Raw genomic sequence first — 19605 nt, 5'->3', positions numbered from 1 at the left:
TGCAAATCTCCACTTGCATGAGAGGTCTACCCTGAAAATAGAAACGGTTCAGGAGTGGAATGCGGTGACTCCAGAGGGAAAAGCAATCTTTTATCATAATTGAATTTAATTCATTAGAATGTTTACTAGTTTTTTATAAAAATAACCTTTAGTATAGTACATAGATAAGTGAAACGAAAAGTATCAGATGGACAGGAAGGGATGGTACAGATGGTTTTTGCAAACCTTGATATGGAATCTGAAATTGAAGAATTTACTCATATAATGTTGCTAAAAGAAGACAATGATGGGGATCGATCTTGGAAGTACCATTTAGAACGGTTTATTCATTTTCTAAAAGAAATTGGTGGAGAAAATGGCACGTTCTTTAATGAAGATCAGATTAACCGTTACATTGATGAGTTACAATCGAAAGAGAAGGATTCGCTATATATCAAAGAAGTTTTAGATGGAATTGTAGCATTTTCCCAATATAAAAGGATACCATTAGACAAGGAAAAACTAAAGATTCCTGTAACAAATGAAAATGAAAAGTTCCTCTTGATAGATGAAGAAGAGGACTTATATCGGACAGAGAAAGAGTTATTTAATAAACTTATGGAGTTGTCTTCTCAATTATCATTACACGAAGTGCCGCCCCTTTCTGCACTTTCAAAGACAGGTTCCTACATACAATTTCGTAACATCTTTAAGGAATATGTCTTATTTAGAATTGTAGTGGAAACGGGGTTAGATGAGACTGAATTACATGAAATGAACCTTGAGTCTTTTTATAAAATGAATGGTGAAATTATAATTAACCAAAAAAAAGTTCCATTAACACCAAATACGAATCATGTATGTAGTGCCTATGTTTCATTTAGAGAAAAATTTGATGAAACGATATTCATACAAAAAAAACTGTTTGATGTAGACACAACGGGAATATCTTTAGATGAATTATTAGAAGAGGAACAAATGATGACATTTTTTGAATGTGACCTAACTTCAAAGGTAGAGAAAATAGAATCATTATTACTAGAACAAGTGAATATAGAAGAAGAAATTGCTTTATTAGAAGAAGATACGGAAGAAGAAAAGATAGAAGATTTAGAAGAAAAAGCTGACGATATAGCTGAGCAGATCATGAATATGAAAATGTTAGTAGCATTAGATAGGAAAATTTCTGAATATGAATTCAATAATGGGATGTTTGTAACGGATCGTTATACAAGGATGACAGAAAACGATATTTTAGAAGCATTGGAAAGAACTTCATTTCCCATTCATAAGCTACAAAATACAGCAATTAAAAAATGGACAGAAGCTGGTATAAAACGAAATCAAATTGAAAAATTGATTAGAAATAAAAGTGTTGGCTTATTCAGTCGTAACAAACTAGAAGTTAATGTAGATGAATTTAAACAATTGGTTCATGCTGGGTTTCAATTTGAGACAAGAGACTTTACATTTCCAACAAAATCCCATTAGTTCTATAAAAGTAAGAGAGAAAGCACCCATAATGATGATTCCATAAATGGGTGCTTTCGTATTATTATTGTTGTTGATTTTGTTGGTTGTTTTGCTGTGCCTGTTGAAGTTGTTGATTTGCTTGCTGAAGCTGTTGTTGAACTTGCTGGAACTGCTGTTGTTGAGCAGGTTGAGCACTATTTTGAGCTTGCTGTAATTGCTGTTGTGCTTGTTGTAGTTGTTGTTGGGCCTGCTGAATCGCCTGTGGATTCGCTTGTTGTGTAGCTTGTTGCACAGCTTGCTGAGCTTGTTGAATTGCTTGTTGTACCTGTTGCATTCCTTGCTGCTGTTGGTTTTGTTGTTGCATAGATGATCTCCTCCTGATTAAATAAAATTTAGTACTCGGTTAGGATACCAACATCGTGTCCTTTACATACTCATTTTCATTTGAAACTTTTATGAAACTTTTACTTAAATGATTTAAATGAAATTATGTGCAGGAAATATTGAAATTAGTATTCAAGTTTATATTGGTGTAGATAAGGTGTGATTTTTTTGAAAAGAAATAAATGGATAGCTCTCTTATGGATCTCCATTGCACAATTGTTTGCACTAAGCCTATGGTTTAGTGCAACTGTTATTGTGCCAGAGCTTAAACATGTTTGGAGTTTAAATAACAATACGGAGGCATGGGTAACCGCAACAATACCTATTGGTTTTGTAATAGGGGCTTTTGTTAGTTCATATTTAGGCATTGCTGATCGTTATAATACACGTAACATTTTTGCAGCTTCGGCCTTTCTAGGGGCCATTTTTAATTTAATGCTTATATTTGTTGGAAGTGCTTATCTTGGAATATTTTTACGTATACTGACAGGTCTAACATTAGCAGGAGTCTATCCTACTGCAGTTAAACTACTTTCACAATGGTTTCCAAAAAATAGAGGTCTTGCAATTGGAATATTAATTGCTGCACTTACTTTAGGATCATCATTACCTCATTTTATATTAGTTTTCTTTACTGATGTAAATTGGAAATTTGTCATCATTATTAGCTCCGTTCTCGCTTTCTTGTCTGCTGCAGTAATGAAATGGTTCGTAGAGGATCCACCAATGAAATCAGATAAAACTCCTTTTTCCTTTTTGTTATTAAGGAAGGTGATACGTAATAAAAAAGTAATGCTAGCTAACTATGGGTACTTCGGGCATATGTGGGAGCTTTATGCAATGTGGACATGGTTACCTGTATTTTTTTACGGAAGTTTTACAAGCTATTCAACAGAGATAAGTCCTTGGTTTATTCCGTTAGCTTCTTTTATTTCCATTGGAATTGCTGGGGGAATTGGATGCGTAATAGGTGGATACATAGCCGATAAAATAGGCAGGTCCCGTTTAACAATTATATCTATGTTTATGAGTGCATGTTGTGCTATTTTGATTGGCTTTACATATAGTCATGCTATTTGGATAACCTTGTTAGTAGCTATTATTTGGGGGATATTTGTTATTTCAGATTCGGCGCAGTTTTCCGCAGCTGTTTCTGAATTTGCTGACATCGAATATTTAGGAACAGCATTAACATTTCAAATGTGTGTAGGCTTCATGATAACAATAATTTCGATTAACATTATTCCTTTGTTAGAAAGCGTAATAGGTTGGCAGCTAGTATTTTCTATATTAAGTATAGGACCTATATTGGGTATTATTTCCATGATGAAACTACAACATTACGAATCAGTTAGTGATTAAAATTATAAAATGAACATAAAAATCATAAATTTATTTAAAAAAATGAAAACTACTGGAGGTGATTTTCCGTAGTTTTCATTTTTTTAAATTATAAGAAAGCAAAGTACTTCACCATGAAAGAATCTACTGCATGACGACTTGCACTATTTTTAATGAACTACTCCGTCACTTCAAGATATGCTAAGGCACCTTTTTCTACATGGTTAAATTGATGCGTAACTATAGGATACAGCCCAGGCTCTTTTACTGTAAATTCAACGACAGCACCACCACTTGCTGGTAAAATAATCGTTTGTAGACCTTTCATGTGATTATAAGGGTTCCCATCAACATATACATCGTCTAAAACAGTTCCAACTACGTGGAAGGAGCTAATTTCGTTCGGACCTACATTATTAATGTACATTCGAATTTTTTCTCCAACTTTTGCTTGGAGTGGTGTTTCTTTTAAGTCATACGTCGTTCCATTTGTATTAAGGTCCCCTTCATTTAAAGCTTTTGTGGAAAATACGACTTGACTTGGGACACCATTTTTCATATCATCTAAGTCATTATATTTGTACCATTCATTTTGAATTAAGACAAACTCACTATCAATTTCATCATCTGTTGGATATCCATCTTTTGGCATAACGATAATTACTCCATGCATACCATTTGCAATATGGGCTAATACGGAAGGTGTACCACAGTGATACATAAAGACACCTGGGTAATTTGCTTGGTACGTAAAGGTACCTTCCTCATTAGGCATGACATCAGCAAAATCTCTTTTGGGGCTTGCATGAACAGCATGGAAGTCCATAGAATGGGGAATAGCTGGATCTAAATTTTTCAATGTGAAATTAATAATATCTCCCTCATTTACCACAACTACAGGACCAGGTGCTTCGCCGTTAAAGGTCCACGCTTTGTAAATCAGTCCTTCATCAATTTCAATGTCAGTGATTTGTGATGTCATCTCGATATTGACTTCATTTTCACCTATTCGTTCCATTTTCACAGGAACAGGTTCTTGATTTAAACCAACATGAGGTTGAATAACCTCGAATTCACCATTTTCCTCTTCAGCTAAGGACGTATCTTCAGATTCATCCAAGTTATTAGATCCAACTTCTTCATCATTCGTACAGGCAACAGTAAATAACAATAACATACTAATCAAGACAGAAAGAATAACCGACTTTTTCACTTTCATTCATACCATCCTTTCCCCTTATTAAAGATTAATTTTTCAGATAATTCCATATCTCAATAATAAAGTTGAGGATGTATTTTCAATGTGATATAAATCACTGAAAAATTTTGTTCACATAATGTCCTTTTGTAAGTTTCTAATGTGGAAAGGTGGTTATTGTTAATTGATACAGTGAAAATAACTAAGGTACGTAATTTAGGTAAGGACATAAGATATAACTCATGCTAAAATACAAGACATATATTTTACTCAAGTGAGGTGAAGGTTTTGAAACCAATACTGTTAGATATTCCAACAGAAATCTATTCGGATCGATTACTTCTCCGTATGCCAAAACCGGGAGATGGGAAGGTCGTTCATGCTGCAATACAAGCGTCTATGAAAGAATTAAAAGCCTGGATGCCATTTGCACAATCAGAACAAACGGAGGAAGAAATAGAAGTAAATATTCGGGAAGCACATGCTAAATTTATTCTTCGAGAAGATTTAAGGTTACTTGTTTTTCATAAAGATAATGGGGAGTTTATCGGTTCTTCTGGTTTACATTATATTGATTGGCGAATCCCAAAGTTTGAAATTGGTTATTGGATCGACACGAGACATAGTGGTAAAGGCTATATGACAGAAGCTGCCCATCGTATTGCTGATTTTGCCTTTGATGAATTAAATGCCAAGCGACTGGAGATTATTTGTGATGAAAAAAATAAGAAAAGTCGTTCCATTGCTGAAAAGATTGGTTTTAATCTAGATGTCATTCTAAAAAACGAAGAGCTGTCAGCAGATGGGAGGGAGTTAAGAAATACATGTATTTATTCCAAGCTTACTTAGGTAAATAGATTGTTAACATTATAGTTTTGGAGGTTTGAATGAAAAAGGATACACTACATAGTTTCATACATAGAACACCATTTTTTTATGGTTGGATTATTGTGATGATGGGTGCTTGGGCAGTATTTTTGTCAGGTCCAGGACAAACCTACTCAGTTTCGATCTTTATTGATGTATATGTGGAGGAATTTGGTTGGAGTAGGTCCCTAATTTCTACACTGTACTCCGCTGCAACACTTATCTCTGGTTTATTAATGATTTTTATGGGACGAATGATTGATCGAAAAGGGCAAAGATGGATGTCTGTTTTTGCTGGAACAATGTTAGCAGTAGCTTGTTTTTTTAATAGTATGGTTATTGGACCTTTTATGCTTCTAATTGGTTTTTTTCTGATCCGATTTTTTGGTCAAGGATTAATGGAATTAGTTCCAAATACTTTAATTCCTCAATGGTTTGTAAAAAAAAGGGGTCGTGCCTTTTCTTTCATGGAAGTAGGTGGTTTCTTAAGCTCTGCAGCCCTTCCACTTGTTAATGTTTGGTTGATTAATCATTTTGGATGGAGTGGTGCTTGGCAAATTTGGGGTCTTATTTTACTTTTCAGCTTTGTGCCACTAGCGTTGTTAATTATAAGAAACCGTCCAGAGGAATTTGGTCTCGTTCCAGATGGGAATTCTCCTATTACTTCCAAAAATAAAAAAGGTAGCACTTATTCAAACGAAAGGGGAGAACAGGATCATAAGGGTACAAATGAGAAACAGGATGTAGTACTGGAGGAAAGCTGGACTTTAAATGAAGCATTAAAAAGTCCAGTATTATGGGGAGTACTTTTTTGTATTGCTGTTCCTGCCATGGCTAATACAGGCATGACCTTTCATATTGTATCTATATTAGGTCAAAGTGGTTTAGCAAGAGAGGAATCTGCTTTTATTTTGAGTCTTATGGCATTGATAGCCTTCCCAATTAGCTTTTATGCTGGATTTCTTCTTGAAAGGGTTCCTTTGTATAAATTGTTTGCTCTCACCTTTCTATTAGAGGGAATGGGAGTTGCTATACTAATTCTTGCAGACTCTTATTGGATGGCTCTTCTATTTGGGATTTTACGAGGGATTGCAGGTGGTTTTGGTACGCTGTGTATTGCTCTTATTATACCGCAATACTTTGGTAGAGCTCACTTAGGTAGTATCAGAGGGGTTGGTTTTACTTCTACTGTCGTAGCATCCTCTTTTGGACCACTACCATTTGGAATTGCTTTTGATTGGTTTGGAAGTTATAAAGAGATTTTAATCGTGATGCTTCTATTCTTTCTCTTAGCGACTATTGTGGCTTGGATTAATCGTAAGCCAGTGAAGAAAACGTAAGTATGTTATTATGCATGCTAATCTCCTATAACGATTGAAACGAGTTACGGGAGATTAGTTCTTTTTTTTAACTCCTCTACAAAATGTTCCTCTTCTTTTGGAGAAATTTTCACACTGCCCATGAGTGCGGAATTATAAAAAATCTCAATTCCTTTAGATGCTCCCATTATTCGATAGCCATACCACGGATTTGTCGTTGTAGAAATTTTTGTGATTTCAGAATAATAAATTTTACTTCTAAAGAAACCGCCTTTTACAAGTAAACATTCTGATAAGAACTCATATTTTATGTCAAGAATATTCCATGCTAATAGTAAGGTGATTACCAATACGAAAGCCGTATATATCAAAACAAATATTGTCATTTCTTCATAAATGAATAGCGGAATCGTTGTTCCTATAAAAATAGAAAAAATAAATAAATAAGAAAATGATATAGTTTTATCTCTTTTTGTTTTATATATCATCATAAAATCACCTCGAATGGCTAGTATTAAATCATTCAGTGAACAGTTTCAGATAAAAAAAAATTCGATTATAGTTTTATAGATAACATTATATAAAAAAAGAGTTAGTTCAAATGTCATAAAAGCTATTACAACTCTTATGCATAAGTATGGTATAATTATACCAGTTAATTGTAATAAAAATTATATAATTTGAACATAAAAATATTTGAACAGGAGAGAGAAATGGACTATAGGGAATACGTATTAGCAGAGTCAGTTGGTTATCGTATAACAGCTACAGCACGATTGGTAATTAACCGATTAAATAAAAATTTTAAGGAAAAAAACTATCCAGTCACCCATGAGCAATGGTCCATAATGATTCGTCTGTGGGAAGAGGATGGATTAACGCAATACAAGCTATCTCATCTTACAGGAAAGGATCAACCCAGTATTTCTAGACTAATTAACAATATGGAAAAAAGGAACTTGGTTATAAGAATGCCACATCCAGTAGATAAGAGAACGAATTTAATTTTTTTAACACCTATGGGGAAAAAGCTGCAAGTAGGCTTAATTGAACAAGCACAAAAAACCATAGAGGATATATCAAAGGATGTACCAAAGGAAGAGATGGATACGTTTCTCCGTGTCTTAACTCAAATTGATAAAAATTTAACAGAAGATTAGAAAAAAGAACTCTGCTGACCATAAAAGTGGAGTCTGTTTTGTTGAAAATTATTTGTTCAGTAAACGTTCCCATCCCATTATAGCCTCTTACTTTATAGAAATAAATATATTGAATTTCTTCAGTAAATCTTCTTGTAGACGTTCAAAATAATCGTTACTTACACGACTTTTTGCTCCTCGTAAAATTTCTCTAGCATAATGTTCTGGAGGGGCAACTTCATATTGTTCTTTGTGAATAACAAAAAAGGTTAAAACATTCTGATGTAGGATCCCATTGATTTCTACATCGATACATCCAGGTCGATAAATGTTACCGTATACCCCTTCTCGGCTATACAAATAGTCTAATGTGTTTTCTACATTAATTTCATAAACGATTCCTTCCACAACACCGTTAGAAGCTTCAATAATATCAGCTCTTCCACCATCACGTGCTTTTCGTGTGAATGCTAATGAATAGTTTTTAGCAATACCAGGTCCTTTTATATTGGAAAACTGTGATGCTATACCAGCCTCTATAAATCGTTTATTATCCATACAAGAACCGTATGCAAAATAGAGTATATTCTTATTATTAATAAGATGATGAAGCTTCCAATCATTGAAATAATAGATATTTTCATTTCCTGTTGCTGGGTTTCTTGAATAAACATACAAATATGCTTCTGTAGGTCCAGCGTCCGTATAGATTGGTTTCATAGCTCGTTCATAAAGGTTATTTTTATTTTTTCCATAATACCCTTCAAGATTATCTAAGTGCTGTAGCACCTCGGCTGTTACTTCATACAATTCTCCATGCACTTTTCCTATATGATCATAAATCATAGCTGGATAGCCAAAACCAGTGTCAAATAGGACTCCATTTGTCCAGCATTGCTCTGAAATACATCTTGTATTGTTAAGTAATCGGTGATTGGATTCATTTTTGCGCAATGTTCCGTAAACAAATACTTTATATTTTTTCATAAAATTCATCCTTTCTTCGTGTGATATTATTATCATTACAATCGATTCTGACATTCTCTGACATGGAAGGAGTCTTTATAAGGAAAAAGACTAAAAGCAAGTTCGCTTTTAGTCTAATATGGTATTGTAGGATTTTTTATAAAATAAACAAAAGGTTGCTTCGGTTGAAAATATATCCAGAGAAAGAAAAAATTTAGGGTTTTACTACTTCTCTTCTAATGCGACTTATGTAATTTGGGTTTTGTTAAAGAAATTGTGTACTTTGTATTAGTTGTAACACATGTTTTTCGTTGCAAAGCGTTTTTAACAGAGAATTTCTTTCGCCCTATAGTCTTTGGTTATTTCAGCACATAAATCCCATATTTTTTCTTGATTTTCCTTGCTTGCTGCATAGTGAGGATAATAAGTTGATCCTGAAAATTGTTTTACTTCATCAATAAATGTAGGGTTCTTTGGTGCTGGTATCATAGACTCCCCTTTATCATTAAAGAGTTGCCCAGTTGTCATTTTAGATTCATTTAAAGTACATATGTGATAATATAAATCGGCCATTTTTTTAGGAGGAGGAAAGAATACGTTTTGAACGTATGCAATCGTTCTCCATTTTAACGTTACCTTGTTAAGTGTAGCCTTAGACATTTTTGCACCATTTATTTGTAATGCATGGATAGAGATACCATCAGCTTTATATTCCTCTGCCATTTTAAAGGTGAGTAAAACTAACGCCATTTTAGATTGGCAGTACATTTTGTATACACTATGATTTTTTTTATCAATCTTATTCCCTACGATCTTATCAAATTCTATTTTCTTTTTCGAATCAAAAAAATGTTTCACTATATTACTAGAAGCATGTAAAATCCTAGGGTCAGTAGACTGCTTAAGGTGGTCTTTTAGTAGAGTCGTCATGAGGAATGGTCCAAAAACATTGGTCGCAAAGGTTAATTCTATGTTATTAGTACTTAAGCGATATTTTTCACCGTGATTAAAATAAGCAGCATTGTGAATAAGAATGTCTAACTTATTATATAGCATTTTAAATTGTAAACAAAATTGTTGAATAGATTGAAAGGAACTCATATCTACATTCATCAATTTAATCTGTTCATTATTGGTTTCCTGCATTAGTTCTTGTTGAACTAGTTTACTAATCTCCATATTACGACAAGCCATCACTACAGTGTAACCCTCTTGTGCAAATTTCCTCGTAGCCTCTTTTCCAATTCCAGAGTTAGCTCCGGTAATAATGACGACTTTATCATTATTCATAACGGTTCCTCCTAAGTATAGTCATTTTTTGTGAAAGTGCTTTTATTTAGATTTTGTAGATCTCTTGTTATATATCTAATGATTTATATTGAATATAGCATGAAGTTTTTGGAACTACAATAACTATTTTATTGGATTATCAGCTAATTTATATGACTATTTCTAAATAAGTCAAAGTGTAAGTTTAAACAAGTTCTTTATTCTTTAACAGAAACAAATGAGAAGAAAATAATTTATTTTTAAATTGTAGTTGAAATATTCAGTCTTTACTTAGTATAATTACCATACTAGTTATACTGAGTGAACAAACAATATCTTTTAAATTAAGGAGCTATTTTCTGTATGAAAAACATTGAAATAAACGGTTCAACCAGGGAATTTGTATATCAACGTATCAAGTCTCAGATTATTAATTGTGAATTAACTCCAGGTACAAAAATGTCAGAGAAGGAAACTTCGGATAAACTTGAGGTGAGTCGTACCCCAGTTCGAGAAGCTTTTTTAACACTAGCTCAGGAGGAACTTCTCCGAATTATTCCTCAAAGTGGAACGATCGTTACAAAAATTGATTTACAGCTTGTAGAAGAAGGACGATTCGTTCGAGAGCATATTGAGAAGGCAATTGTTCGAGAGGCTTGCTCTAAGATAAATACAGATCAGCTATTTCAACTGGAAAGTAACATTAAGATGCAAGAATTTTCCTATGAAAAAGGTAATTTTCAGCAACTCTTTGAATTAGATGGACAATTTCATACAATCTTATTTGAAATTTGTAAGAAAAATCGAACGAATAACATAATTAAACAAATGAACAGTCATTTTGATAGACTAAGAGTGTTAAGTTTAGCAACTGTATCTAATTGGGAGAAGGTCATTCACCAACATAAAGACATAGTTCAATATGTTTCAGAAAACAAACCAGATTTGGCAGAAAAAACGATGGAACAGCATTTAAAGTTAGTCATTATTGAAAAGGATGAATTAAGAGAAAGGTATCCGGAGTATTTTTAAGAAGTGGAAAAGATGTATCCGCTATCAATCTTCGGTGTGTCATTGATCATATAAAGCTGGAGGGGACGTAAAATGACAAATAATTTTGATTCGATTATGGGGACTAATACAGAGATGCTTAAAGAGATTGAAACATGTGCTCCAGGTCCCACAGGAGAACTACCATTAACATCAGACATGCTATTGCATTCTCCTAGTGGTGACTTGTTTGGATTATCTCAAAATGTTGGAATGGGCTGGGATCCATCTAAGCTTTTAGGTAAGCAAATATTAATCCTTGGGACTCAAGGAGGAATTAAAGATGAGAATGACAAGCCTTTAGCTCTTGGTTACCATACTGGGCATTGGGAGATTAGTAATCTCATGAAAGGTGCAGCAGAAGAAATTAATCGATTAGGAAATATTCCTTTTGCTGGTTTTGTTAGTGACCCTTGTGATGGAAGAACACAAGGTACAAAGGGGATGTTTGATTCCCTTCCGTATCGAAATGATGCTGCAATGGTATATCGTCGATTAATTAGATCCTTACCAAATAGAGAAGCAGTCATAGGAGTAGCTACTTGTGATAAAGGGTTACCTGCAATGATGATGGCAGTTGCATCCATGCATGATTTACCAGGTATTGTTATTCCTGGTGGAGTGACATTACCCCCTGAGAACGGAGAGGATGCAGGGAAAATTCAAACGATCGGTGCTCGTTATTCGAAGAAGGAAATATCATTGAAGGAAGCAGCAGAGCTTGGATGTCGAGCATGTGCAACACCAGGTGGTGGTTGTCAGTTTTTAGGTACTGCAGCAAGTGCGCAGGTTGTTTCTGAAGCATTAGGAATGTCATTACCTCATTCTGCATTATCTCCATCAGGACAATTGGTTTGGGAAGAAATGAGTCGTCAATCAGCACGTGCCGTTTTAGCAGCAGCTTCTAACGGGTTAAAAATGAAGGATATTTTGACTGATGCAGCGATTCGTAACGCAATGGTTGTTCATGCTGCTTTTGGTGGATCAACAAACTTATTATTACATATTCCTGCCATTGCTCATGCTGCAGGTTGTTCTATACCAGATGTGTCAGATTGGATTGAAATTAATCGAAAGGTTCCTCGTTTAGTTAGTGCATTACCAAATGGTCCAATAGATCACCCAACTGTCCGTGTATTTTTAGCTGGTGGTGTGCCAGAAGTCATGCTTCATTTAAGAAATTTAAATCTGTTAGACGAAAGTGTCATGACCATTAGTGGAATGCAATTGAAAGATGTTCTAAATTGGTGGGAAAATTCAGATAGACGTAAACTTGTAAGACAGCAATTAATAGAAAAGGATGGAATAGATCCTGATAATGTCATTATGGATCCTGAAAAAGCAAAAGCATATGGAATGACAGCAACAATAACATTTCCAACGGGAAATATAGCACCAGAAGGAGCAGTTGTAAAATCTACCTCCATTGATTCCACAATGTTAGATGATAAAGGCGTGTATCGTCACAAGGGAAAAGTAAAGGTTTTTACTTCGGAAAAATCGGCTATTCAAGCAATTAAAACAGATAAAATTGTTGCAGGCGATGTTATGGCATTAATTGGCTGTGGTCCTTCTGGGACGGGAATGGAGGAAACATATCAGCTTACCTCTGCCCTAAAGCATTTGTCTTTTGGAAAATACGTTACGTTAATTACAGATGCCCGTTTTTCAGGTGTGTCAACAGGGGCATGTATTGGACATGTAGGACCCGAAGCACTAGCCGGAGGTCCAATTGGGAAGCTAAGAGATGGAGATACAGTAGAGGTGATAATTGATTGTAAAAAACTTCATGCTTCCGTTCACTTTGTCGGTGAAGAGGATCGTGAGTTTTCTCCAACGGAAGGTGCAAATGTATTAAACAATCGTACACCAAACCCGCAATTAGGACCTAATCCAGACCTTCCAGACGACACGCGTCTGTGGGCAGCTTTACAAGCAGCAAGTGGAGGAACGTGGAAAGGAAGTGTTTATGATACAGATCGAATTGTGGAACTGATTCGTAAAGGTCTTATTATGGAAGCTTCTGAAAATCAAACAGTGAAGGAGTGAGTGGATTGAATATTATTCGTTTTTTTAATGATCGTAAGGAAGTTACCTTAGGTGTTTGTGAAAAAAATAAAGTTTATGAGATTTCTAGTTTAATTGAGGAAAGAATAAACGATCTAATTGCTCTTCATAAATTAGCAACCGAAAAGAAGCAATCACTTTCTGAATTTATTACTGAACTCAATTTTAAAGATCGGTCACCTATCTATCACTATGAAACCTTGGAATTACTAACACCAGTAGATGCTCCTGAGGTATGGGCATGTGGTGTTACATACGAAAATAGTAGAATCGCACGAAATTTAGAAATGGAAAATAAACAAGAAGGAAGTCTTTCTGTTTATGATCGAGTGTACGATGCTGTGCGTCCAGAGCTTTTCTTAAAATCCACAAGTGCTAGAACAGTTCCTCCTAAAAAGCCTGTTTGTATTAGAAGTGATTCAAAATGGCAAATTCCAGAACCGGAATTAGGGTTAGTATTAAGCGGGGAAGGAGAGATCATTGGCTTTACTGCAGGAAATGATATGAGTAGTCGTGATATTGAAGGAGAAAATCCTTTGTATTTACCTCAAGCAAAGATATGGAAAAACTCTTGTTCCTTTGGTCCTTCCGTTAGATTAGTAGAAACAATGGATGATCCTTATAATTTGAGAATAAATTGCCGTATTTATCGAAATGGAGATATATTGTTTGAAGGAGAAGCAAGTACATCACAATTAAAAAGAAAATACGAAGAATTAATTGAATTTTTAATAAGAGATAATGAAATTTTCGATGGCACAGTTTTACTTACAGGTACTTGTATTATTCCACCTGATGAATTTACCCTTCAAGAAGGAGATCGAATAGAAATTGAAGTGTCAGGAATTGGCGTATTAGCAAATGATGTTCTACTAACAAAGTCTGTATATAATAAAATAGATAAAATCGGAAAATAAATGTTACAGTACCATTAGAGTGGAACTTATTAAATTACCAAGTGACTACCCTGAAAATACGAAAGAAGACTCGATATTGTTCCCGCAAATTATGGAAAAACAAAAATGTGGGATGAATGAAGCCACTATTGTTCCCGCAAATGATGGAAAAACAAAAATGCGGGATGAAGGAAGCCGCTTTTGTTCCCGCAAATGGTGGAAAAACAAAAATGCGGGATGAAGGAAGCCGCTTTTGTTCCCGCAAATTATGGAAAAACAAAAATGCGGGATGAATGAAGCCACTATTGTTCCCACAAATGGTGGAAAAACAAAAATGCGGGATGAATGTAGCCGTTTTTGTTCCCACAAACGGTGGAAAAACGAATATGCGGGATGAAGGAAGCCGCTTTTGTTCCCACAAACGGTGGAAAAACGAAAATGCGGTGAGAATGAAGCCGCTAGATAGAAATATTTTCATCTCCCATGGTGCAAATCTTCACTTGCATCGGCGGACTACCCTGAAAATAGACCGTTCAGGAGTGAAGGGTGACGACTCCTGTGGGATCAGCACGAGCTGAAAATCCCCTAGCACTTACTGAGTAAGTGGTAGGAAGTTGAGGCCGTGCCCCACGGAAAGCGTTCACCAGTAACGGATGAACTAACTTGATGAGCATTTACATCCTCCATGGTGAAAGTTTTTTCTTACATAGGTGGACTACCCTGAAAATAAGAAAGAAGCCGCCTATCTTACCGCAAACGGCGAAATGCAGAAATGCGGGTAGGTAGTATACCTTAGAAAGAATATTTTCATCCTGCATGGTGCAAGTGTTTTCTTGCATAGTAGTTCTATCCATTTTTGTAGCCATTGGAAATATATTATGGAACGTAAACCTCGGACTAATCTTCCGAGGTTTTTTGTGTACTGGAAAAGTATGTTGCTCTAGAAAAGAGGACAGGATAGATATTGAATAGTAAAGAACAGGATTACTTTTGATACAATGAAATAATGCAAAAAAGAGGAGTGCTAAAGTGAAACATATAATCCCATTGCTTATAAAATACATATTAGTTTCAGCTATATTATTTGTCATCTTTACGATGTATAGTGGAACATCATTAGTGGATATCCTCATAGTCTCATTTTTTCTTACAATTACAACCTATGTCATAGGAGATTTATTTATATTATCTAAATACGGGCATTTAGCTGCAACCTTTGGAGACTTTGGTTTAACATATTTTGGTACCATCATTTTGGGATCTATTTTTATTGAGACAGTAATGGTATATGGGATAGTTGCTTTTTTTGCTGCTGTGAGTATTTCAATAGGTGAATGGTTCTTTCATCATTATTTAACGCAAACTTTATTAACAAAGGAGAAACAAGGGGCCGTATGGGTTGTTCCAAGCCTAAACTTTGCTACTGAATTTTCTGAGGAGATGGAAGTATCTGAGGTGAAAAAAGCGAAACCAGATAAGAAAATAAAAAGGGAAAAGGATTAGTATAGAAAAGAGAGGGTGTCTTGTAGTGGAAAGTGTTTTTCCTCATAAGGCATCCTCTTTTTCTTGTTATTGAGAATGGAAATTTTAATTTTGAAAGAGGCGTGGTGGACTGTCTTTAACTGTAAAACTTATAGAATTCTTATTTGCTGACGTTTATGAACATCCATTTTATGTTGGTGCAATCTTTGTTCAGCTTTTTCAATATTATAAATGTTCCCTTTACTTCCTTTTTTTCTAATTCTTAATAAGGATAGGATCATATTAATTACCTCCTGTTATTTTCTTAATCTTAGTTTATCCAATATTTCTTCTTATAAAAACGAACCAAAGATTGGTTTCAACTCAGACTTAGGTCTGAAATGTTAGTAAGCATTTAGATGTGAATGTTTGTTATTTGCTCATAGAAATGGAGGGTGGGCTCATAGCTAGGATGAAATAGATCATAGAAGGACTGAAAAGGCTCATAGAAAGGAACTTATTGCTCATAGAAATAAAAACATGTTCATCCCCCTGAATAAAAAATACATAATTTGTAATTTTTTTAGGAATGATAATTATGTTCAAGTTAGAATGTGGAGGATATGATGTATATTGGGAGAAAATATAAATCTGTACAAATGAAATTAAAGAGACGGAATGCTTGGTCTGGCATTTTATTTGGAATTGGCTTAGTAGCTTTTATTGATGAAACAGTTTTTCATCAACTGTTACGTTGGCATCATTTCTATGATAAGTCCACTACAGATATGGGATTAATTTCAGATGGTTTTTTTCATGCATTTAGTTGGTTTGCAACAATAGGTGGATTATTTATGTTTGCTGATCTTCGTCGAAGGAATGGTTTATGGATAAAGAAGTGGTTTGGTGGAGTATTACTAGGTGGTGGGCTTTTTCAATTATATGATGGGACAATCCAACATAAACTGATGAAAATCCATCAAATCCGTTATGTAGAAAATGTCATCGTATACGATTTAATATGGAATGTAATTGCTTTAATCATGGTGTTAATTGGCATAATATTATTGTTTACTCAAAATAGAGAGAACGCTGGAGCTTATGAACATGAATTTAAATAATCATATTCATTCCATTAATCATCATGAAATAGGTATTGTCCCACAATTAATTTTAGCTATTCCATTTCTTTTACTTTTAGTTACATACATTACTGCTGTAATTGTGTCTAATCGCCGTTTAAGAAAATGGCCATTTTACCGTATAATCTTATGGATATTCGGTACGTCTTGTGTTGTTGTATCTATTATAGGACCAGTGGCAGAGTGGTCTCATACGAATTTTAGTATTCACATGCTTGTCCATCTGTTATTTGGAATGGCAGCTCCGCTAGTCATGGCACTTGGAGCACCAATGACATTATTCATGCGAACTATTCCTGTTTCACAAGCCCGTCGTTTATCTAAAGCGTTAAAAAGTAGATTTATTGTTGTTATATGCAATCCAGTAGTAGCATCCATTTTAAATGTAGGTGGGCTATGGCTACTTTATACTACTTCGCTTTACTCTTATATGCATCAACATACAGTTCTCTATGTATTAGTGCATTTTCATGTGTTCATAGCTGGGTACTTGTTTACCATTTCTATTATATATATTGATCCAATACACAAAAGGACTCATTACATTTATCGTGCCATCGTTTTAATATTCGCATTAGCAGGTCATGGTATTTTATCTAAGTACATTTATGCACATCCTCCTTTAGGTGTTCCAATTATACAGGGAGAAATAGGAGGCATAATCATGTACTATGGTGGAGATGCAGTTGATATTGTCATTGTAATTTTTTTATGCTATCAATGGTTCAGAGCAACCCGTCCTCGTTCAAATGAAAGATCTTTTGCAATTTAAGAAAAGGATATGGAGAGTTCGTGACTTCTCCATATCCTTATGCATAGCGATTTAATGCCTTTGTAGCAGTGTCATACATTTTTTCCTGTAATGATTTTGGTGAAACAATTTTAATATGTTGACCTAAAAACCTAATTTTAGAAAGAACATAAGCTTCCTCTTCTTCAAAATAGGAGAGATGTATACGGAAGATTTCTACATTTTGTTCTTTGTCAATTTTACTAGTAATTTCTTTTTCGAAACAAGAAAAAGCATAAAAAATTCGCTGAATTTCCTGATTATAATTAGGTGATATCTCAATTTTTACCTGTTTTTTCTTTGTCATGCTTTTGATTATTTGTTCTTCTAGCTGTATAAGATCAATAGTATCTGTCTCAATAGCGCTAACCTTTAAAATTTGATGAAGTGGTGTGATTCTTTGAAGTTGATCAATCTCCCTAATCCAAAGAAGGTACCACTCTTTTTTTATTACATTAAACTCTAGTTTATAGGGGAGGCCTCTTACGCAAAAATGTTGTTCTCCATCCTTCGTTTCATACGATAGTTCCATCATGCATTTATTAATGATCAGCTTTCTAAGCTGTTTATGATCATTGTTCCATGAATAATACTCCTCTGGTTTTCCCTTTTGGATAATGAAAGACTCATAATCGGTCCATGATTTACATTTTAATAAATCAATTAATTTTTCATGACTAGTCTGTCCAAGAAAATATGTTCCTTCATCTTTATTTAAAAAATAACGGAGCCATTTTAACTCATCGTTGGTTGGTAAAAATGGGCCAGTTTCTATCTTTAACCTTTGGTTATCATATTCAGTATAAGATAGTTCTCCTTTTAAAAGCCTTTGGAATTCGTAGTTATGTACCTTTTTAAAAAGATTCATAATAGCTTTGAATAACCTCCCACTCTTTTTTAAATTCCTCTCGAAAATAAATTGGTTCAATTACTTCTGCACTAGATCCGAAACTTCGAATCCAAGGTTTAATTTCCTTCGTGCCGTTAACTTCAATTTCAAAAACAAAAGAGTCTTTATCTTCCTCAGAAATTACACCCCATTGTCCTTGCTGTAAAACACGTTTCTTGATAAAGTTATTGTTGTTTTTCAATGCATCAAAGTAAAATCTCACCTTTACTTTAACTAAGTTTCTATGCTCTACTAGCCAGCTATGGTCTAATTCCTCTTCACACTGTTCTTGTAACATTTCAAATTGATTTAAAGACACAGCCCTCTTTTCTTCAACATCTAAAAGAAAGTCTATTCGATATCTCATCAAATCTTCGGAACCATCTTTGTATGCAATTAAATACCATCTTGAATAATGGTAATCATAAACAATCCTAATTGGAGTAATTATTTCTTGTTTAGATGATATTTCCTCATTCTGTATGCTGGCATATTTCCGTTTCATTTTAACAGGATAATAACTAATTTTAACCATTTGTTTATGTTGGATGGCATTCATTAACTTAAGCACAATATATTCATCTAAGATTCTACCAAAGTAATTGTATTTATAGATATATGCATCCAATGCTTGTTCCTCAATTTTACAAGAATGAATAAGATGGTTTCTTAACGTGTCACGTAGTAAATAACCTTGTGCTGAAGGTACTTCTGTACTCGATACATAATCAACGAAATAATATAAATCAATTAATTCATCTTTAGTTAACGCCTCATATAAAGAGTTATTTATAGAGTATTTGAAGGATCGTCCTACCTTCACAGCTTGAATATAACCAACTTCTACTAGGTAATCCAAGTAACTTTTTAATATTTTATTATCAATGTCGAGAGGATTTCCTTTAGAATCTCGTAAATTTGTAAAAAACAATTCTTTTATTTCTTTTCTTTCTAAGTAATCTTTATCTTGATTCCGAATCTGTTGATGAAGAATTTTTAATAGAAAAATAAATCGTTGTAACTCATTTGTAGTTATAGATTTTGTTCGGTATAAAAGTGTTAAATAGTTATCGGTTATTTTATAGTAGTCGTATTTTAACTGCGGATTTCCATGTTTATTTCTAAAAGTAAACCAGTCCTCGAATTCCTCTTCCTGTTCCATCATCTTTATAAGTTCTAGCTTCGCTTTATCATAACTATCAATGGAAATTCCTAGCATATTTGAAAATTTTTCACGACTATATACTCCACTATCTACAAAAAGCATTCTTATAATTTCCTGCTGCTTTTTAAAATTTTCTTTTCCCATGGACCAATCTCCTCAAAGTCGGAATACTTTTACCCTATTTCAAGCTAAACATTCACATTATAGTAT

The 19605-nt window shown here is 34.2% G+C and carries 21 protein-coding genes; 13 read left to right on the top strand and 8 right to left on the bottom strand.

From position 1 onward, the window contains the following. The first annotated feature begins 168 nt into the window (after positions 1-168). Entirely contained in the window at positions 169-1470 is a 1302-nt protein-coding gene (locus QA612_RS06720; RefSeq protein ID WP_278283010.1) for a hypothetical protein, read from the top strand. A gap of 64 nt (positions 1471-1534) precedes the next feature. Here QA612_RS06720 and QA612_RS06715 read toward each other — a convergent pair whose 3' ends face one another. Then, positions 1535-1816, bottom strand: coding sequence for a DUF2564 family protein (locus tag QA612_RS06715; RefSeq protein ID WP_278283009.1), 282 nt, complete (start codon positions 1814-1816; stop codon positions 1535-1537). 179 nt (positions 1817-1995) lie between these two features. On the opposite strand from QA612_RS06715, the gene QA612_RS06710 reads away from it, so the two are divergent. Further along, positions 1996-3198 carry an MFS transporter gene (locus QA612_RS06710; protein WP_481804415.1) on the top strand — a complete coding sequence of 401 codons (1203 nt, stop codon included), beginning with the start codon at positions 1996-1998 and terminating at the stop codon, positions 3196-3198. A 157-nt stretch (positions 3199-3355) separates the two neighbouring features. On the opposite strand, the gene QA612_RS06705 is transcribed toward QA612_RS06710, so the two are convergent. Further along, entirely contained in the window at positions 3356-4396 is a 1041-nt protein-coding gene (locus QA612_RS06705; RefSeq protein ID WP_278283007.1) for a multicopper oxidase domain-containing protein, read from the bottom strand. Between the two features lie 267 nt (positions 4397-4663). Here QA612_RS06705 and QA612_RS06700 point away from each other — a divergent pair, with 267 nt between their 5' ends. Further along, positions 4664-5224 (top strand): GNAT family N-acetyltransferase, encoded by a 561-nt coding sequence (locus tag QA612_RS06700; RefSeq protein ID WP_278283006.1) that lies wholly within the window; start codon positions 4664-4666, stop codon positions 5222-5224. Between the two features lie 38 nt (positions 5225-5262). Beyond that, complete coding sequence (locus QA612_RS06695; RefSeq protein ID WP_278283005.1) at positions 5263-6582, top strand: MFS transporter; 1320 nt, start codon at positions 5263-5265, stop codon at positions 6580-6582. A 44-nt stretch (positions 6583-6626) separates the two neighbouring features. Here the strand turns inward: QA612_RS06695 and QA612_RS06690 are convergent, their stop codons facing one another. Continuing rightward, complete coding sequence (locus QA612_RS06690; RefSeq protein ID WP_278283004.1) at positions 6627-7049, bottom strand: PH domain-containing protein; 423 nt, start codon at positions 7047-7049, stop codon at positions 6627-6629. A 225-nt stretch (positions 7050-7274) separates the two neighbouring features. On the opposite strand from QA612_RS06690, the gene QA612_RS06685 reads away from it, so the two are divergent. Next, positions 7275-7721 (top strand): MarR family winged helix-turn-helix transcriptional regulator, encoded by a 447-nt coding sequence (locus tag QA612_RS06685; protein ID WP_278283003.1) that lies wholly within the window; start codon positions 7275-7277, stop codon positions 7719-7721. Between the two features lie 87 nt (positions 7722-7808). Here the strand turns inward: QA612_RS06685 and QA612_RS06680 are convergent, their stop codons facing one another. Further along, a complete protein-coding gene (locus QA612_RS06680; protein WP_278283002.1) occupies positions 7809-8687 on the bottom strand; it encodes a gamma-glutamylcyclotransferase family protein in 879 nt (292 codons plus the stop codon). 303 nt (positions 8688-8990) lie between these two features. After that, a complete protein-coding gene (locus tag QA612_RS06675) occupies positions 8991-9956 on the bottom strand; it encodes an SDR family NAD(P)-dependent oxidoreductase (protein WP_278283001.1) in 966 nt (321 codons plus the stop codon). Between the two features lie 342 nt (positions 9957-10298). On the opposite strand from QA612_RS06675, the gene QA612_RS06670 reads away from it, so the two are divergent. The 6 genes from QA612_RS06670 (at position 10299) to QA612_RS06645 (ending at position 15451) form a co-directional block, all read left to right on the top strand. Beyond that, positions 10299-10967 carry a GntR family transcriptional regulator gene (locus tag QA612_RS06670; protein WP_278283000.1) on the top strand — a complete coding sequence of 223 codons (669 nt, stop codon included), beginning with the start codon at positions 10299-10301 and terminating at the stop codon, positions 10965-10967. A 72-nt stretch (positions 10968-11039) separates the two neighbouring features. Beyond that, complete coding sequence (locus QA612_RS06665) at positions 11040-13034, top strand: YjhG/YagF family D-xylonate dehydratase (protein ID WP_278282999.1); 1995 nt, start codon at positions 11040-11042, stop codon at positions 13032-13034. A gap of 5 nt (positions 13035-13039) precedes the next feature. Further along, the gene (locus QA612_RS06660; RefSeq protein ID WP_278282998.1) at positions 13040-13969 is read left to right on the top strand and encodes a fumarylacetoacetate hydrolase family protein; all 930 of its coding nucleotides are present in this window, start codon (positions 13040-13042) and stop codon (positions 13967-13969) included. A 116-nt stretch (positions 13970-14085) separates the two neighbouring features. Then, positions 14086-14241 (top strand): hypothetical protein, encoded by a 156-nt coding sequence (locus tag QA612_RS06655; RefSeq protein WP_278282997.1) that lies wholly within the window; start codon positions 14086-14088, stop codon positions 14239-14241. Beyond that, positions 14242-14526 (top strand): hypothetical protein, encoded by a 285-nt coding sequence (locus QA612_RS06650; RefSeq protein ID WP_278282996.1) that lies wholly within the window; start codon positions 14242-14244, stop codon positions 14524-14526. It abuts the gene before it with no gap. A 451-nt stretch (positions 14527-14977) separates the two neighbouring features. Then, positions 14978-15451 carry a YndM family protein gene (locus QA612_RS06645; RefSeq protein ID WP_278282995.1) on the top strand — a complete coding sequence of 158 codons (474 nt, stop codon included), beginning with the start codon at positions 14978-14980 and terminating at the stop codon, positions 15449-15451. A 128-nt stretch (positions 15452-15579) separates the two neighbouring features. Here the strand turns inward: QA612_RS06645 and QA612_RS06640 are convergent, their stop codons facing one another. Next, positions 15580-15711: a hypothetical protein gene (locus QA612_RS06640; RefSeq protein WP_278282994.1), complete on the bottom strand. Its 132-nt coding sequence runs from the start codon at positions 15709-15711 to the stop codon at positions 15580-15582. A gap of 321 nt (positions 15712-16032) precedes the next feature. On the opposite strand from QA612_RS06640, the gene QA612_RS06635 reads away from it, so the two are divergent. Both QA612_RS06635 and QA612_RS06630 read left to right on the top strand, forming a co-directional pair. After that, on the top strand, positions 16033-16530 hold the full coding sequence (locus tag QA612_RS06635; RefSeq protein ID WP_481804414.1) for a DUF2243 domain-containing protein: 498 nt from the start codon (positions 16033-16035) through the stop codon (positions 16528-16530). Next, entirely contained in the window at positions 16517-17323 is an 807-nt protein-coding gene (locus QA612_RS06630; protein WP_278282992.1) for a cytochrome c oxidase assembly protein, read from the top strand. Before QA612_RS06635 ends, QA612_RS06630 begins: the two co-directional genes overlap by 14 nt. A gap of 37 nt (positions 17324-17360) precedes the next feature. Here the strand turns inward: QA612_RS06630 and QA612_RS06625 are convergent, their stop codons facing one another. Further along, positions 17361-18209, bottom strand: coding sequence for a WYL domain-containing protein (locus tag QA612_RS06625; protein ID WP_278282991.1), 849 nt, complete (start codon positions 18207-18209; stop codon positions 17361-17363). Then, positions 18196-19539 (bottom strand): WYL domain-containing protein, encoded by a 1344-nt coding sequence (locus tag QA612_RS06620; protein WP_278282990.1) that lies wholly within the window; start codon positions 19537-19539, stop codon positions 18196-18198. The genes QA612_RS06625 and QA612_RS06620 overlap by 14 nt, the downstream gene beginning before the upstream one ends. Between the last annotated feature and the right edge of the window lie 66 nt (positions 19540-19605).

This window comes from Evansella sp. AB-P1 (assembly GCF_029688925.1).
In the GTDB taxonomy this organism is placed as follows: Bacteria; Bacillota; Bacilli; order Bacillales; family Salisediminibacteriaceae; genus Evansella.
This window is presented reverse-complemented; position numbering and strand designations above follow the sequence as displayed.

Bases quoted from the DNA above. Each gene is read 5' to 3' on its own strand.
- QA612_RS06640 (WP_278282994.1), bottom strand. From the start codon at position 15,711: ATGATCCTATCCTTATTAAGAATTAGAAAAAAAGGAAGTAAAGGGAAC.
- QA612_RS06675 (WP_278283001.1), bottom strand. From the start codon at position 9,956: ATGAATAATGATAAAGTCGTCATTATTACCGGAGCTAACTCTGGAATT.
- QA612_RS06635 (WP_481804414.1), top strand. From the start codon at position 16,033: ATGATGTATATTGGGAGAAAATATAAATCTGTACAAATGAAATTAAAG.
- QA612_RS06625 (WP_278282991.1), bottom strand. From the start codon at position 18,209: ATGAATCTTTTTAAAAAGGTACATAACTACGAATTCCAAAGGCTTTTA.
- QA612_RS06650 (WP_278282996.1), top strand. From the start codon at position 14,242: ATGAAGCCACTATTGTTCCCACAAATGGTGGAAAAACAAAAATGCGGG.
- QA612_RS06630 (WP_278282992.1), top strand. From the start codon at position 16,517: ATGAATTTAAATAATCATATTCATTCCATTAATCATCATGAAATAGGT.
- QA612_RS06655 (WP_278282997.1), top strand. From the start codon at position 14,086: ATGAAGCCACTATTGTTCCCGCAAATGATGGAAAAACAAAAATGCGGG.
- QA612_RS06695 (WP_278283005.1), top strand. From the start codon at position 5,263: ATGAAAAAGGATACACTACATAGTTTCATACATAGAACACCATTTTTT.
- QA612_RS06685 (WP_278283003.1), top strand. From the start codon at position 7,275: ATGGACTATAGGGAATACGTATTAGCAGAGTCAGTTGGTTATCGTATA.
- QA612_RS06665 (WP_278282999.1), top strand. From the start codon at position 11,040: ATGACAAATAATTTTGATTCGATTATGGGGACTAATACAGAGATGCTT.
- QA612_RS06715 (WP_278283009.1), bottom strand. From the start codon at position 1,816: ATGCAACAACAAAACCAACAGCAGCAAGGAATGCAACAGGTACAACAA.
- QA612_RS06705 (WP_278283007.1), bottom strand. From the start codon at position 4,396: ATGAAAGTGAAAAAGTCGGTTATTCTTTCTGTCTTGATTAGTATGTTA.
- QA612_RS06690 (WP_278283004.1), bottom strand. From the start codon at position 7,049: ATGATATATAAAACAAAAAGAGATAAAACTATATCATTTTCTTATTTA.
- QA612_RS06620 (WP_278282990.1), bottom strand. From the start codon at position 19,539: ATGGGAAAAGAAAATTTTAAAAAGCAGCAGGAAATTATAAGAATGCTT.
- QA612_RS06670 (WP_278283000.1), top strand. From the start codon at position 10,299: ATGAAAAACATTGAAATAAACGGTTCAACCAGGGAATTTGTATATCAA.
- QA612_RS06680 (WP_278283002.1), bottom strand. From the start codon at position 8,687: ATGAAAAAATATAAAGTATTTGTTTACGGAACATTGCGCAAAAATGAA.